The 13,978-nt window shown below is 59.4% G+C and carries 9 protein-coding genes and 5 pseudogenes; 4 read left to right on the top strand and 10 right to left on the bottom strand.

Annotation, left to right across the window (positions count from 1 at the left end):
• Positions 1 to 100: 100 nt before the first annotated feature.
• On the bottom strand, positions 101 to 571 hold the full coding sequence (locus ACRQ5Q_RS17705) for a MaoC/PaaZ C-terminal domain-containing protein (RefSeq protein WP_439399214.1): 471 nt from the start codon (positions 569 to 571) through the stop codon (positions 101 to 103).
• 392 nt (positions 572 to 963) lie between these two features.
• On the opposite strand from ACRQ5Q_RS17705, the gene ACRQ5Q_RS17700 reads away from it, so the two are divergent.
• Entirely contained in the window at positions 964 to 1,656 is a 693-nt protein-coding gene (locus ACRQ5Q_RS17700) for an MgtC/SapB family protein (RefSeq protein ID WP_439369650.1), read from the top strand.
• A 235-nt stretch (positions 1,657 to 1,891) separates the two neighbouring features.
• On the opposite strand, the pseudogene ACRQ5Q_RS17695 reads toward ACRQ5Q_RS17700, so the two are convergent.
• The 4 genes and pseudogenes from ACRQ5Q_RS17695 to ACRQ5Q_RS17680 all read right to left on the bottom strand — a co-directional run bounded on the left by ACRQ5Q_RS17695 (position 1,892) and on the right by ACRQ5Q_RS17680 (position 5,989).
• Positions 1,892 to 2,268 (bottom strand): annotated as a pseudogene (locus ACRQ5Q_RS17695) (NUDIX hydrolase).
• A 1,210-nt stretch (positions 2,269 to 3,478) separates the two neighbouring features.
• Complete coding sequence (locus tag ACRQ5Q_RS17690; protein WP_439399825.1) at positions 3,479 to 3,646, bottom strand: hypothetical protein; 168 nt, start codon at positions 3,644 to 3,646, stop codon at positions 3,479 to 3,481.
• A 143-nt stretch (positions 3,647 to 3,789) separates the two neighbouring features.
• Positions 3,790 to 4,931, bottom strand: a pseudogene (locus ACRQ5Q_RS17685) (IS3 family transposase).
• Between the two features lie 281 nt (positions 4,932 to 5,212).
• Positions 5,213 to 5,989, bottom strand: a complete 777-nt coding sequence (locus ACRQ5Q_RS17680) for a YsnF/AvaK domain-containing protein (RefSeq protein WP_439399212.1) — start codon at positions 5,987 to 5,989, stop codon at positions 5,213 to 5,215.
• 139 nt (positions 5,990 to 6,128) lie between these two features.
• Here ACRQ5Q_RS17680 and ACRQ5Q_RS17675 point away from each other — a divergent pair.
• Both ACRQ5Q_RS17675 and ACRQ5Q_RS17670 read left to right on the top strand, forming a co-directional pair.
• Positions 6,129 to 6,717: pseudogene (locus ACRQ5Q_RS17675) on the top strand (formylglycine-generating enzyme family protein); the annotation flags it as partial.
• A 31-nt stretch (positions 6,718 to 6,748) separates the two neighbouring features.
• Positions 6,749 to 8,303 (top strand): annotated as a pseudogene (locus ACRQ5Q_RS17670) (arylsulfatase).
• A 61-nt stretch (positions 8,304 to 8,364) separates the two neighbouring features.
• Here the strand turns inward: ACRQ5Q_RS17670 and ACRQ5Q_RS17665 are convergent.
• A complete protein-coding gene (locus ACRQ5Q_RS17665; protein ID WP_439399824.1) occupies positions 8,365 to 8,838 on the bottom strand; it encodes a SphA family protein in 474 nt (157 codons plus the stop codon).
• 12 nt (positions 8,839 to 8,850) lie between these two features.
• Entirely contained in the window at positions 8,851 to 9,363 is a 513-nt protein-coding gene (locus tag ACRQ5Q_RS17660) for a hypothetical protein (protein ID WP_439399211.1), read from the bottom strand.
• Positions 9,364 to 9,593: 230 nt separating this feature from the next.
• On the opposite strand from ACRQ5Q_RS17660, the pseudogene ACRQ5Q_RS17655 reads away from it, so the two are divergent.
• Positions 9,594 to 10,361 (top strand): annotated as a pseudogene (locus ACRQ5Q_RS17655) (IS110 family transposase); the annotation flags it as partial.
• On the opposite strand, the gene ACRQ5Q_RS17650 reads toward ACRQ5Q_RS17655, so the two are convergent.
• The 3 genes from ACRQ5Q_RS17650 to ACRQ5Q_RS17640 all read right to left on the bottom strand — a co-directional run bounded on the left by ACRQ5Q_RS17650 (position 10,344) and on the right by ACRQ5Q_RS17640 (position 13,957).
• Entirely contained in the window at positions 10,344 to 10,541 is a 198-nt protein-coding gene (locus tag ACRQ5Q_RS17650) for a tyrosine-type recombinase/integrase (protein ID WP_439399823.1), read from the bottom strand. The pseudogene ACRQ5Q_RS17655 and the gene ACRQ5Q_RS17650 sit on opposite strands and share 18 nt — an antisense overlap.
• 129 nt (positions 10,542 to 10,670) lie before the next feature.
• Positions 10,671 to 12,515: a caspase family protein gene (locus ACRQ5Q_RS17645; RefSeq protein WP_439399209.1), complete on the bottom strand. Its 1,845-nt coding sequence runs from the start codon at positions 12,513 to 12,515 to the stop codon at positions 10,671 to 10,673.
• A gap of 632 nt (positions 12,516 to 13,147) precedes the next feature.
• Positions 13,148 to 13,957 carry an ABC transporter substrate-binding protein gene (locus ACRQ5Q_RS17640; RefSeq protein ID WP_439399207.1) on the bottom strand — a complete coding sequence of 270 codons (810 nt, stop codon included), beginning with the start codon at positions 13,955 to 13,957 and terminating at the stop codon, positions 13,148 to 13,150.
• Positions 13,958 to 13,978: the final 21 nt, after the last annotated feature.

The following is a 13,978-nucleotide window of genomic DNA, read 5'->3' as shown; positions in this document are numbered from 1 at the left end:
GCCGGTAGTCCGCTCGTCGAGTCAGAGCTGACCAGATTTGCTCGACGTGAGTTCTTCGTGTTTTGACCCACAAGAGACAGAAACCAACCGGCGGCACGTTCTACAACAGCTTACGCGGATGCTTTCGCGTCTGGTCGCCTTGCAACGAGGATGATGCCGATGCATTGCAGGGCGACCTCGTTTCTTTGGTTGCATAATCGGATTTGATTGCGCACGATGCCGCGATCAGATTTCGATTTTGACTCCAGCTTCTCCAAAATAGTCGCTTCGAGATTAAGTTCATCTCTCCTGGGCGTACCGGGTTCGGCAACCTCAGCTCATCCCAGCCCATTCCGGCGAGGACATGGAGCGGCCGAGGCTGGAGCTTGGGCGTGAGCGAGATGAAGACTGCAAACGTGTGGGCGCTCCATGCGGTTAATCCACCAATAATTGAACATGCTGCCGCCTCCTCATCGATGTGGCGCGGTATCGGATCGTATTGCTTGGCAAACTGTATAATCTCTTCCTTCGAGACCAAATAAGGACCTGCGTTTCTGGTGGTACCCATTTCGGCATCTTCGAAATAATACATGGGTCATTGGTCAATCCTTTGCGAGCGGACTAACTATAGGGATAGCAAACGCCAGTTGTGCCGCTCAAGGTCAGCACGTCCTGTTCTAGCCCGTCTGCGAAGTCGTGGCGCGTCTGACGAAGGTCCGCTCATCACGGCAGAGCGGACCAGATTTGCTCAACTTAGGTTCTTCGCAGTTTGACCCGAAGCAGGCCTTGTGCCCAGAGTGTTAGCGCTGCGTGTGTGATGCGATACGACGTTCGCTGTAGCTCGCATATCGCTTCGGCTGTCAGGTTTATGCTTGGCGTTTTCGGTCACTGTGTTAGCTTTTTCGAGGCGAGGTTAACCACACCTCCCTGTGGCTCTGATTTACGCCTGGCCCTTTTGATTTCCCCGGACGCATAGGAGGCACCATGGGGCACGACGAGCTGGTGATTATCGTCAGAGTTGCTGGTGCTCTCGCCATTGGCGCTATGATCGGGTTCGAGCGCACATTTCATGGACGCCCGGCAGGTTTTAGAACGCATTCCCTCGTCTGTATCGCGTCAGCCATTCTCATGATCGTTACGGTTTATCAGCACCAGTGGATGACATTACTTGAACATGACGCCATCCGCACTGACCCGACCCGTATGGCGCAGGGCATCATGACCGGCATTGGATTTTTGGGAGCTGGCGTCATTTTCAAGGAGGGACTTACTGTCCGCGGATTAACAACGGCTGCATCCATTTGGGTGACGGCAGCTATTGGTATTCTGGTTGGAATCGGGTTCTGGTTTGCGGCGTTTGTTGGCGCCGTCGCAACCCTCATGGTACTCGCGCTGTTCAGGGTCATCGAGGCTCGATTGCCGAGCGAGTTCTATGCCCATCACATGTTACGCTTTGCTCGGGATAAAGTGATGGGCGAAAGCGAAGTCCATAAGATGATTGGCGATCACGGCTTTACGATTGCCAACCTGTCATCGCGACTAAGCGAGGGCGGGCAGCAGTTCGAGTACCGGATGACCATTAAGAGCCGCGACAGGCTCAATGCCGAACGACTTGCCAAACATTTGCGCGGCTTGCCCGAGGTTGTTGAGTTTCGCATTACTCCCACCGGCGATTAGGATCGTCGGCCCGAGCGCGAAGCGCCCGCCGATTTTTGGCGGTCAAACTGCCTATGATGCGCCCCCTTCCTATGGTAGCGTTGGCATGGGGGTACGCGCTGGCCAGCGAGTACCTCCCTCTAACTTAAACCCCGCCTCTTCTTGGGAGGCGGGGTTTTTCCGCGAGCAGATCGGACGCCCCGAAAGCCGCCGCGCCGAGACGATTAAGGCGGCTTACCGGCCGGTCAAGCACGCTTCACTTCGGAAACAACTTGTCTCGGATGTATCGCGAAGTCGGCGTCAGCCTGATTCCTCGTGGCTTGCACCAGACCGCCTTATCAATCTCCTTCTTGTCGCCAATCTTCAGGGCGCCCCCCGCGTCCTTAGCTAAGAAGATTGCGTCACTCATCTTGCGACCGACCGCCGGTTCTTTGCCTTCACTTCCTTCCAGAGCTTCACCGGGCCCAGCTTGAGCTTCGGCAGTTCTTCCCTGATCTCTCGGCGGAGGCACTTCCTTTCACTCTCACCTGCACGCTTGCGACCGCCCGGAAACATCCAGAGCTTGTCGCGTCGTCGTCTGACCAGGAGGACGCGGCCCTTCTTTGCGACGACAAGTTTTGAAGACTTCGCCATTTCTCTTTTGTATCGATTTGGCAGATCGGCATCAGTCTAGACCGTCTGGTTCGACCAGCAATGATCGGCGTCACCCCGCGCCCGTATTATCACGGAGCAACCCAACACTGACCGCGCGTTTAGGTGGCGCTATGCCTACGCATGCTCGGAATCCTCTACATCCTCCAAGAGCCCATGTTCTGGGTGGCATTGGCTTTTGGGCTGGCTCCGATCGTCATTGGCGTCATCATCCTGTGGCCAAGCGGCCGAGGTCGCCAGTGACACGTTTCCGTTTTGCCGAACGTGGCTTACCTTCCCGCGGCTCGCCGCCGTGCCGGCGGAGCCGTCCGGCCATGGGCTCCAAATAAGAGCTGGCTCCGTCTCTGCGCTGCAAGGCCGGGCCGCCTTGATGCAGATAGGTGGAACTCGCCGCGACGTTCTAAGTTGTTGATCCAGGTATCACGCCTCGACAACGTAAGACCGAAGGGACTCAACTTCGTCAGCCCCAGTTGAGGCCCTCAAATTCGTCCGACCGGCTAAGTTTTCCCGCAGCCCGGGAACAAATGTGCACTTTTGCACTTAACCCGCTAGCTTCCACTTAGGGAGGTGGAACCTATGGGGAAACGAAGTGCCCACCGCCGAATACTATTTGAAGCAAGCTGAGATCGCATCACGGTTGGCATTAGCAGAATCGGACCCGGAGAAAGCCCGGGCGATGCACATTATGGCGCTAGACCTCTTCGATAAAGCGCAAAGGGCTCTGGTCAAAAACACCCCCACTCTGCCAGGTCGGGCGCTCTCTTGTGACGCGCCCGGCATCAATTTCTAGTCCGGCACTGCTAATCGCAGCGGCGGATTCTGCGGACCGAACCGTCGTCGCGCTCGATCGTGACGGTGCGGCAACCACCGCGATATCCGCGATCATACCCGTAAGCGCGATAAGCGGGTCGATCGTACTCTCGGTAGTACCGCCGCTCCGGGCCCACTCTCACGCCGCCGAGTGGAGTGTCAACCTCAACTTGAGCTGACGCGGGTGCAATGGAGATCGGCGTGGCGAGAGCGAAGCCAGCGACCGCCAGTACACCGGTCAATAGCAGAGTTCTCATACGAGTTCCTCCTAAGTAGTTGCACTTGCTCTCCAACACCGCAAGCAGGGGCAAGGTTCCTGCACGAAATCAATTCAAACGGCGAGCGGCGGTTGACCTAGGCAGCCTTTAATGCGGCAATCGCTTCATACTGATCTTTCACCGCTCGGTAGCATTCGCAAACAGCCTCGTGCAGAAGATCTACATTCACAAGGTGTATTTTGCCTCGCTTTGCCTCGCTTATATTCGATCAAACCGGCCTCGTGGAGCGTTTGAGCGGACAACGTGACACTCGTCCGTTGCACACCAAGCATCTCGGCCAGGAATTCTTGGGTAAAGTCGAGAGTGTCGCTACCGGCTAAATAATCCTTGCCCGCAGCAGCCATCGGCAGAGCCGAGCCTCGACCGTGTGCGACGACATGCAAGCTGAGCTGCTGCCGGTTTGATGGACACCGGGTTAAGCTAATCCCACCTTGCGCTCGAACTCAACCGGGCTGAGATAGCCGATGGTCGAGTGCCTGCGGGTCGTGTTGTAAAATCGTTCGATTTAGTCGAACACATCGGCTCGTGCCTCGTCTCTGGTCCTGTAGGTTTTGCCTTCCGTCCGTTCGGTCTTGAGCGACGAGAAGAAGCTCTCCATCGCCGCGTTGTCCCAGACATTGCCGGAACGGCTCATGCTGCAGATAATGCCGTGGTCGGCCATCAAACGCTGGAACTGCTCGCTGGTGTACTGACTGCCTTGGTCGGAGTGGTGCAACAATGCGTCCGGCTTGCCGCGTCGCCAGACGGCCATCAGCAGGGCATCGGTCACCAACTGAGCTGTCATGGCGGCGCTCATCGACCAACCCACCACCCGGCGTGAAAACAGGTCGATCACTGCTGCGACGTAGAGCCAACCCTCGGCCGTCCAGAGATACGTAAAGTCGGCGATCCACTTCTGGTTCGGCCGCTCGGCAATGAACTGCCGGTCAAGCAGGTTCGCCGGCACGGTCTCGAGTTGCCGATCGCCGCTGTCCTTCGGCAAAGCGCCGGCGCCTCGGTCGCGCCCGCAAGCCTTGTAAGCGCATCAGCCGTTCGATTTGATGCAGGCCACAGTCCGCCCCATCGGCGAGCAGATCACGCCAGACCCGGCGCGCACCATAGGTGCGGTCGCTCGCCATGAAGCTGGCCTTCACCTTGCCACCGAGCTCTTCGTCGCTGCGGGATCTGGCACTGGGCGAGCGGGTCAGCCAGGCATGGAAGCCCGACCGCGACACCCCCAGCGCATCGCCTAGCCATGCCACCGGCCAGATCGCCCGGTGCTTCGCGATGAAGACGACATGTCGCTTCCTTCGCGAAGAAGGCTGCGGCCTTTTTTAGAATATCCCGCTCGGCCTTCAACTTGGCGACCTCACGGCGCAGCCGCTCGATCTCCTGCTGCTCCGGCTTCATCTGCCCGTGGCCGGGAAAGGCCTGAACGGGATCAGAGCCAAACTCCTTCACCCATTTGCGCAGGGCGTTCTCGTGCACGTCACCAGCTTGCGCCACAGATACCCCGCGTTCCCTCACCAGCTTGACGGCCTCTACCTTGAACTCCCGACTGAACTTCCGTCTCTTCATCGCCCACCTCCGGCTTCATGAAACACCTAATCTCGGTGTCCATCACCGGCAGCAACTCACACTCCGAACATCGAGAGCGGAGATGGCGAGCGAGCCCAAACAGCCCAGTCGATTTGAGAAGAACAGGAACACACCGCGCAAACGCCCTCTGATTTTTGTCGACGTGAAGCAGCCTTCAGCCTGGCGCTTTCGCTTGACGCTGATTGTACGCCGCCATGCAGTAAGCGAGAGCGGAACTAAACCCGCTCTCACTCGGATGCTGGCCTTCCATCGCCGGGAACTCAGCGATCAGTCTTGTCGATGTCTGCCCTGGTTTTCTTCACCGTATCGGCAACCCTCTCACTATGTTCTGTCGCTTCTTTGCGCACCACCAGTTCTTCACCCGCTCGAACTTCCTTCTGGACTACCGGCTCCTCGTGCAGATCTCGCACCTCATACTCGCGCTCCGTGGGTTGTCCTGTCGCAGCTCCCGTCGCCGGTCGTCGCTCGACCACGGTTCTCTCGTCGCGCAGTCGCACGTCCTTTTGCACGGGCTCCTCGACTACGTAAGTTTTTATATGCTTGACGGTCTCGGTGGCCCGTTTGCCAACCTTCAGTTCTTCTTCCGGAAGAGGGATGACCTTTTCGCGTTCCGCGCCTTGAGAGGCATACCCTTCCTGCCTTGCCGCGCTTCCTGATACTCCGTTTCCGACCGCTGCCGTGCGATCTGTACTTTCTTCGTGAATCTCGACGGGATTGTACTCTTGCAGCACACCTTCAATACGGTCCAGATCGGCCATCCTCGGAGCATCTACTAACACCGACAACGCGGCGCCACCTCTTTGCATGTGGCTTTCATAGAGACGGCGCTCGTCTTCCGGCACATCGCTTCCAAACAGCCAGTCCCAGAAACTTTCTCCATCCGAGTTCGTGCTTACTCTATCGCGGCTTGATGAATGTGATGGTTGATTGCTCAACCTCACATGATCTGCTGGAACCCCCGAACCGACCACAGCACGGTACGCTTGCTCTGCATCGTTGCCGGAGTTGTATACTGCTACTACGCATTGTCCTTGCATGGTTTGCCTCCTCTATGGACACATGCGCCCAACGCGAGCATCCAAGCATCGTTCTTAACTTTTTTCGCAAGTTTTAACCTGCATGGAGCCTGATATAGCCTTGGAGAAAAGTGGCAGCGAGCGGAACGAATCCAATGTGCTCGACAATCATCCCGCTGTGCACGTCTCCTACGCGGATGTGCTGGCCTACGCGCAATGGGCCGGCAAGGACTTGCCGATCGAGGCCATGGGAGTTCGCCGCGCGCGGCGGTCTGGATGGCGAGGAGTTTTCGTGGGGCAGCGCGCTCAATCCCGGCGCCGCGCAGATGGCCAACACCTGGCAGGGCAATTTCCCCAACCAGAACCTGTGCGAGGACGGATATGAGCGCACCTCGCCGGTGACCGCGTTTCCGCCGAACGGCTACGGCGTCCACGACATGATCGGCAACGTCTGGGAGTGGACCTCCGACTGGTGGTCTCCGAAACACCAGGCCGACGCAGCGAAGCCCTGGTGTGTTCCATCCAATCCGCGAGGCGGACCGGAGAACGCGAGCCTTGATCCATGTCAACCCGACATCCGTATTCCGAGGAAAGTTCTCAAGGGCGGCTCGCATCTGTGCGCGCCGAACTACTGCCCTCGCTATCGCCCGGCTGCGCGTCACGCCGAGCCGATCGACACCTCCACGAACCATGTGGGTTTCCGCTGCGTGTCGCGGCGGCCGGTCAACGCTTCTCTCGACTCGTCATGAGGTTCCGTTCGCAAATGTGAGGTCGTCTGAAATGAGCAATGAAACCAAGAAGCAATCAGCGCCATCAAATAACCGCGCGCTCGACCGCAGAAATCTGCTGCTGGGCACCTCGACACTGGTTGCTGCCGCGACACTGACCTCAAATGCGCTCGCGCAGGCGCAGATGCAGAAGGCCGCGCCCGCCGCGGCCCCGGCCGCAGGGGCCGCGACCGGTCGAAAGCCCAATATCCTCGTCATCTTCGGCGACGATATCGGCCAGACCAACATCTCCGCCTATTCCTTCGGCCTGATGGGTTACCGCACCCCGAACATCGACCGCATCGCGCGCGAAGGCATGATGTTCACCGACTATTACGCCGAGCAGAGCTGCACGGCTGGCCGCTCTACATTCATCACCGGTCAGTGCACCTTGCGGACCGGTCTTTCCAAGGTTGGCCTTCCCGGCGCGACCGCCGGGCTGCAGGCGCGCGACGTAACCATCGCTCAATTGCTCAAGCCCCTCGGCTACGCCACCGGGCAGTTCGGCAAGAACCACTTGGGCGACCGCAACGAATATCTACCGACGCTGCACGGCTTCGACGAGTTCTTCGGCAACCTCTATCACCTGAATGCCGAGGAGGATCCGGAGTCCTTCACTTATCCGCAGGACCCGGCGGTGAGAGCTCAGATCGGGCCTCGTGGAGTCCTGCGCTGCAAGGCGACCGATCGCGACGATCCGACCGAGCAACCCCGCTTCGGCAGAGTCGGCAAGCAAACAATCGAGGACACGGGCCCCCTCAACAAGAAGCGGATGGAAACGATCGACGACGAGACCTCGGCTGCGGCCATCGACTTCATCCAGCGGCAGGCAAAGGCCAATACGCCCTTCTTCTGCTGGTACAACGCCACACGGATGCACTTCCGAACACATGTGCGTGCAGAGCATCGAGACGAGCCTGGCCTGACGGCCCGGACCGAATACGCAGACGGCATGATCGAGCACGATGCGATCGTCGGATCGATCCTCAAGGCGGTGGACGATCTCGGCATCGCCGATGATACCATCGTGCTCTATACGACCGACAACGGCCCGCATCAAAACTCCTGGCCGGATGCCGCAACCACGCCGTTCCGGAAAACTTCTCACGGGACATCAGGCGGGCGGCACGACCTTCAAGGTCCACCTGGACGGATACAATCAGCTTCCTTATCTAACCGGAGAGCAGGACAAGAGCCCGCGCCGCGACTTCGTGTATTTTAACGACGACGGCGACGTCGTCGCATTGCGGGTCGAGAACTGGAAGATGGTGTTCGAAGAACAGCGCGCGCCGGGCACGTTGCGCATCTGGGCCGAGCCGTTCACAAAGCTAAGAATGCCGAAAATCTTCGACCTCCGGTCCGATCCCTACGAACGGGCCGATATTACCTCCAACTCGTACTACGACTGGGTCATGAGCAATCCCGCGCCGATCCTGTTCGGACCACCGATCATCGCCAAGTTTCTCGCGACGTTCAGGGACTACCCGCCGAGCCAGCGGCCCTCCAGCTTCAGCATCGATCAGATCGTGGAGAAGATGCAGAGGAGTTTTGAGGCAACGCCGCAGTGAAGTTGAAAGCGGACACTGTGCGATGTGAACCTTGGTATTGGTTGTCGCGTGAGGATTGTCTCTAATACCGCGCCTTCACCGGCATGTGTGTGGGATGTTCGGGCGCGGACGGCGCGAAGCTCAGCGTTACCATCGCATATTGGGTGGTCACCCGGTTTTCGGTCGCCACGTCCCAATAGCCACGGACATTCAGGTAGCCAGTGTAGCCCTGCCAGGCCGGGAAGAAAATGCCGATCTGCGGACCGATGCCGACAGAGTGCCCCTTGAACTCGCCGAGCCTTGCACCGATGCCGCTGTCGCCGGTGACTTGCTGGTAGACATAGCCGGCGATGCCGACATGGATGCTCTTGCTGACGAAATGCGAAGCGGCCCAGTCGAAATGGAAGTCGACGCCGTTGCGGTATTGCAGGGCATCGTTGACGCCGTTGTAGGTGAAGCCGGCAACCATCGACAGCTCGTTGCCCGTCTTCGGATTGAGATAGGTGTAGCCGAAACCGCTATCGACCGCGGTGAAACCAGGACTGAGATTTGCCAGACGCGCAGAGTCCTATGTGCCGCTCGGGACGTTACCGAACACGTACCACATGTAATTGTTGACGCCCTGGTTCCATTTCAGCGTGGCGAGATAGTACACGTCGGCGAATGTCGTGCGCTCGTCATGGGCGTTCCCGGAAATCGCATTGCCGCGCGGCCCGGTTAGCGTGGCGCCAATCCCGATCCCGACATTGCCAGGCACGCCGGCGGCGCCGACCGTCACCTGGCCGCCCAGGACAGGCGTCTCGAACGTGTAGGCCGGCAGGAACCCCAACGCGTCGACGCGACCGTGCAGGCCAGTGACGATGGACGCGTTGTTTTGCAGCTCCTTGCCGCTGCCCGCGTTGGCTTCGAGGTGCAGATAGACGCTCGTGAAACTCCAGCCCGCCTGTCCGGGCACAGCGGACAGACTGCCCATCGAGCCGGGGAGCCAGAAGCTGATGCCACCCAAATCTGCTCTTGCTGGCAAGGGAGCAAGCACGAGGACAATAACGGCAAGCAGGAGTGCCCGTCCATCTCTCGTCATGCGCCCTCCTGTTCTGGATGTCGCGCCACCATGAAATCAGAGACGAACAGTGAGTCCGATTTGTGAAGCCTGCAACGTGCGGCCGCAAACTTCCGCCAGTTGTGACAAAAACACCACTCAGCGAGATTGACATTCGAACTGTTCGTCGGATGTCCGGTGGGGATGGACCGGCTGCTTCCCCCGCGGGCATAGTCTGCAAGACTACCCTGCAGCATCCCGAGAAGCAGCCCATGACCACCACACCTTTGGCCTCGATCGGCATCGACATCGGCAAGGAAGTCTTCCATGTCGTCGGTTTCGGCACTGACGGCAAGATCGCTTTCCGTCGCAAGATCAAGAGACTGGCACTCCTTGAGGTCTTCAAACGACTGCCTCCCAGCATCGTCGGCATGGAGGCTTGTCTCAGCGCGCACTTTGTCAGCCGTGCTCTGCGCCAATTTGGACATCAGCCAAGGATCATCCCTGCGATCTATGTGAAGCCGTTCGTGAAGGGACAGAAGAACGACTACAACGACGCCGAAGCTATTGCAGAGGCCGCCCTGCGGCCGAACCTGCGCCTCGTGCGCGAGAAGACACCGGACCAGCTCGACCTCCAGGCTCTGCATCGGGTTCGCTCCCGCCTGGTCTCCCGGCGAACGGCGACCATCAATCAGATCCGTGCCTTTCTGATCGAGCAAGGCATCGCAGTCAGAACTGGGGCGACGGCTCTGCGGAACTCGTTCCTGGCGATCTTGGAGAACCGACGGGACGAGATATCACCGCGAATGCGCGATCTGATCGTGGGTCTCTACGAAGACTGGATACATCTCGATGAGCGGATCGAGACGCTCGCCGGCGAGATCGACAAGGTCGGCGAGAAGGAAGCCAACTGCCAGCGCCTCATGAGCATTCCCGGCATCGGTCCGCTGATCTCGATCGCCGTCGTGGCGGCCATCGGCACCGGTGAGGCATTCGAGCGCGGACGAGACTTTGGTGCCTGGCTAGGCCTCGTGCCACGTCATGTAGATCGTAGCCGTATCAAGGTGGATCTGCTCCCAATGCAGGCTGACGAGTTCACTCACCCGCAGCGCGTGCCGGAAAGCCATGAGGATCAGCAGCCGGTCGCGTACCGGGTTTCGGCTGGCACCGGCCGCGTTCAGCAACGCGTCAATCTCAAGCGGGGTAGATTCAACTAACATCAGGCAAATGATGCCGTCACGATCGGGCGGACCCGAACGCGCCAATTTCCTGCCGCCGCGATCAATTTGCGAGGTTGGCGCATAGGAAAAAACGGCGATGTGGCTCGATGTTTTGGGGGTTTTGGCGTTTCAACAGGTTGGAGCCCGAGTGCACCAGCTTCGCGCTTGGTCTGGAGTCATGGTCTTGATCGCTCGCTGGTAGCAGCCAGTTACGGGGCCCATGCACTTCTCGTAAGTGCCTGTAAGAAACGCACGGTCCGCCCGTTTCGACGCGGCCGTGGTGCCAAGTTCCCGTGTCCGCGACCCGGCGTTGTACGGCGTCGTGGGAGCTGTTGGCGCATCGTTTCGCTTGACGCTTCGGGCACTGCGCTCACACGTGTTGTCCCCGGAGAGTTGATACCCTTCCTTGCAGACTATTTTGACACAGCTGTCTCCGTTGGCCTTGAACCCGTGATCGCAAACCAGCGGACATACGCGTCCTGGCTTGGCTTTGATTGCATCCAGCGCGTCAGTGTTCGCCAGTTTCACATCAAACTTCGTTCCAGCGTGTTTGTTGAACTGCGACAACGCGCGCTCCGAGGCAGAATTCCAGTCGCCGTCAGCGGCCGCGGTAAGGCAGCCGACGCGACGCAATTCCAGTTGCACGGGTTTCGCCAGTTCTGCTGGTGATGAGGCGGGTTGCGAAGGCGGCGAGAGCGCAGCCACCTTCTCATCGGCATTTGTCGGGGCTTGCTTATCAGCAGCCTTCCTGGCGGTCAGTTCAGCAACAGCTTTTTCCGCAGCCTGCTTGTCAGCAAGCGCCTTTGCGGCGGCGGCTTCCGCACTCTTGCGTTGCTGCTCGGCGGCCTCCGCCTTGGCCTGCTCGATCTGTTTGGCCTTTTCGGCCGCGATGCGTGCGTCTTCGGCGGCCTTGGCTTGTGCAGCGGCTTTCGCCAGTTCAGTCTTCCTGGCTCCCTCCGCAGCGAGACGACCTTTCTCCTCTTCCGCCAGACGAGCCTTCTCCGCTGCGGCCACACGCGTCTCTTCGGCGGCAATTTTGTTCAACTGACCCTTGGCGAGGTTAGCATAAAAGCCGTCGGGATATTGCGCGAGGAAGGCATTCCAGCCGTCGCGTGTACCCAGTTGCAGCGCCAGTTCGTAATCCCTTCGCACGAGGTCCTGCGGGCTGGCCTGCGGACCTTGCGGAGCAGCGGCCGCGACCGGCTTTGCCGGAACGAGCGGTACGTCATCGCCGCCCAGCGACCCGTACACATACGGCTCCTGTTTGTAGCCGGTTTTCTTCAAGACGTCGTCGCGAACAAATCCAAACGCCTTGCGCAGGTCGAGCCCGGGCTTCGGCAGGTAATCCACGACAGCCGTTGCGAATGGACTATTCTTGAAGTCGCCATCTGACGCCGTCGAGCCGGCCTTCGCCGCGAAGGCTATCATGGTGTTGGGGCTGCTGGGCTCGACCTTGGCGAGTCCGCGCCCAATCGCGCGTGATGCGATCGTCCTCCTCATAGTCTTGGCGAACGGGTTGTCGCGGCAAGCGTCTAGGATGATCAGCCGAAGCTGCTTGGCCGGCTCCACCGCGAACAGGGCGCGGTCGACCGCAATGGCCTCGTCGAGGACGTCGCTGTCGGTCTCAAGTGTCGCATCAGTCGGAATAAGGTAGTTGTTACCGTCCAGTTCGATGCCGTGGCCAGCGTAATAGATCACCGCCACGTCGGCATCACGGACCTTGGCGCCGAAATCGCGAAGCGTCTTGCGCATGTCTGAGACGTTCAGGTCGAGCCTGACGTCGACGGAGTCGAAGCCCGCATTCTTGAACATTTCGCCGACCAGGACGGCGTCGTTTGCCGGATTCGTGAGCCTAGGAACATTCCGGTAGGCCGAATTGCCCATCGTCAACGCAATGCGCTTCTCGGCCAACGCCGTTCCACAACCAAGCCAAGTGGCAATCAGAAGAATGCAAAAATATCTTAATGCGCCCATGGAGGCACCAAATCGCATGCGCCCAGAATATGTGACGATTGGCCAAATGCAACCGTCTTCCGTCACCGCCCTCCGGTATGTAGACCCTCTTCGCCCGCGCCACCGCTGCCGCCCACCGTTGGCGATTGCTAGAACAGCGCTTTACTTGCGCCTCACAGAGCGGCGCCGGCCTCGAAAGGGTTAAGCGCCCTCCAGATCGTCGCCTCGCCGACCTCGTATTCCCGCGCCAGCTCGGCCATGGTCTCGCCGGCGGCGTGGCGATCGGCGATCATCCGCTTTTGGCTTGGATCTAGTGCCTCCGGGCGCCCGAACTTGGTGCCCTTGCGCTTGGCTCTCCGGATGCCTTCCTCGCATCGCTTGCGGATCAGGCCGCGCTAGAACTCGGCAATGCCCGCCCATGATGGTCAACATCAGACGGCCGACATCGGTGCGAGGGGTCAATCGAGATTGACAGTTTGATGGCCGCCGCTCGGCGCGTTCGCGGGGCCGTCGAGCGGCAGCACCATCGGCGGCAGCGCCGCTCTGATATTCTCGGGGCGGACAGGGACCGCCTTTTGGCCGTGGCTGCTAAAATCGTGACGTTGGTCAGCTCCGCTGGGAGGCTACCCGCCTTGTCAACTCCCGCCTGCGCGTCATGGACCGCGAACTCTGAGGGGCGCTGTTCGGTGGGCGCCCAATCTAAGCCCGTACCGGTGACGAGCCGGGGGATTTCGAATGGCATGGATATCGCTCGCCATGCGCTTGTTCAATTCGACTAGGTCTGTTGCGTAACTCATCAGACCACCGGCCACGACAAATTCCGTAAAGGGATAGATGGCAGGCAGCCCGGCGGCTTCGATCAGGTTCACGACCAAAGCATGTCTGACAAACGCATCGGCATCCAATGCGACCATGATGGCGTCCGCGCCCTCGTCCTTCGCCTTCGTGATCGCCTCGCGATAGATGGCTTCGCTACTTGGAAGACTAACGGGACACGCCACGAGAGCCATGCCCTGCGCGTCAGCGGCCTCCCGAACCGCGGACCAATAGTAGGTCAATATTTCACTGTTTGCGAGGAAGGCCGGGCTTTTCAAGGCCGGAAATATCTCACGCAATAGCGCGAATCGCTTGCCGTGGATTGGGACCTCGGGCTCGAAGGTCACGCCGGTGAGATTGCCGCCGGGATGCGACAGGCTCTTGACCAATCCTTCCCGAACCGCATCGACCGTGAACGCCACGATCGGTATCGTTCTTGTCTCCTGCTGGAATACCGCGCCTGTCCCAACGCTAAAAATAATATCGGGGTTGCTGTCGACAATTGCGGCGATGGTATTTTTCGATGTGACATCGAGCGTCTCTCTGCCGTAGCGCTCGATTGTGATGCTCCTGCCCTCGACAAGCTCGAGACGGCGCATTTCGGCGAAAAGTGCACGAATGTAGCGGTTGTAGCTGTTCTCACGCATCGAGCCTAAGGGCTCCATAGC

The sequence above is a fragment of the Bradyrhizobium sp. PMVTL-01 genome (assembly GCF_051861855.1).
GTDB lineage: Bacteria > Pseudomonadota > Alphaproteobacteria > Rhizobiales > Xanthobacteraceae > Bradyrhizobium.
Note: the sequence above shows the minus strand (reverse complement) of the source record. Positions and strands in the feature narration are given on the sequence as shown.

Excerpts from the sequence above, each read along its gene's own strand:
- ACRQ5Q_RS17650 (WP_439399823.1), bottom strand. The coding sequence starts at position 10,541 with ATGTTAGTTGAATCTACCCCGCTTGAGATTGACGCGTTGCTGAACGCG.
- ACRQ5Q_RS17700 (WP_439369650.1), top strand. The coding sequence starts at position 964 with ATGGGGCACGACGAGCTGGTGATTATCGTCAGAGTTGCTGGTGCTCTC.
- ACRQ5Q_RS17660 (WP_439399211.1), bottom strand. The coding sequence starts at position 9,363 with ATGACGAGAGATGGACGGGCACTCCTGCTTGCCGTTATTGTCCTCGTG.
- ACRQ5Q_RS17640 (WP_439399207.1), bottom strand. The coding sequence starts at position 13,957 with ATGCGTGAGAACAGCTACAACCGCTACATTCGTGCACTTTTCGCCGAA.
- ACRQ5Q_RS17690 (WP_439399825.1), bottom strand. The coding sequence starts at position 3,646 with ATGCTTGGTGTGCAACGGACGAGTGTCACGTTGTCCGCTCAAACGCTC.
- ACRQ5Q_RS17705 (WP_439399214.1), bottom strand. The coding sequence starts at position 571 with ATGTATTATTTCGAAGATGCCGAAATGGGTACCACCAGAAACGCAGGT.
- ACRQ5Q_RS17645 (WP_439399209.1), bottom strand. The coding sequence starts at position 12,515 with ATGGGCGCATTAAGATATTTTTGCATTCTTCTGATTGCCACTTGGCTT.
- ACRQ5Q_RS17680 (WP_439399212.1), bottom strand. The coding sequence starts at position 5,989 with ATGCAAGGACAATGCGTAGTAGCAGTATACAACTCCGGCAACGATGCA.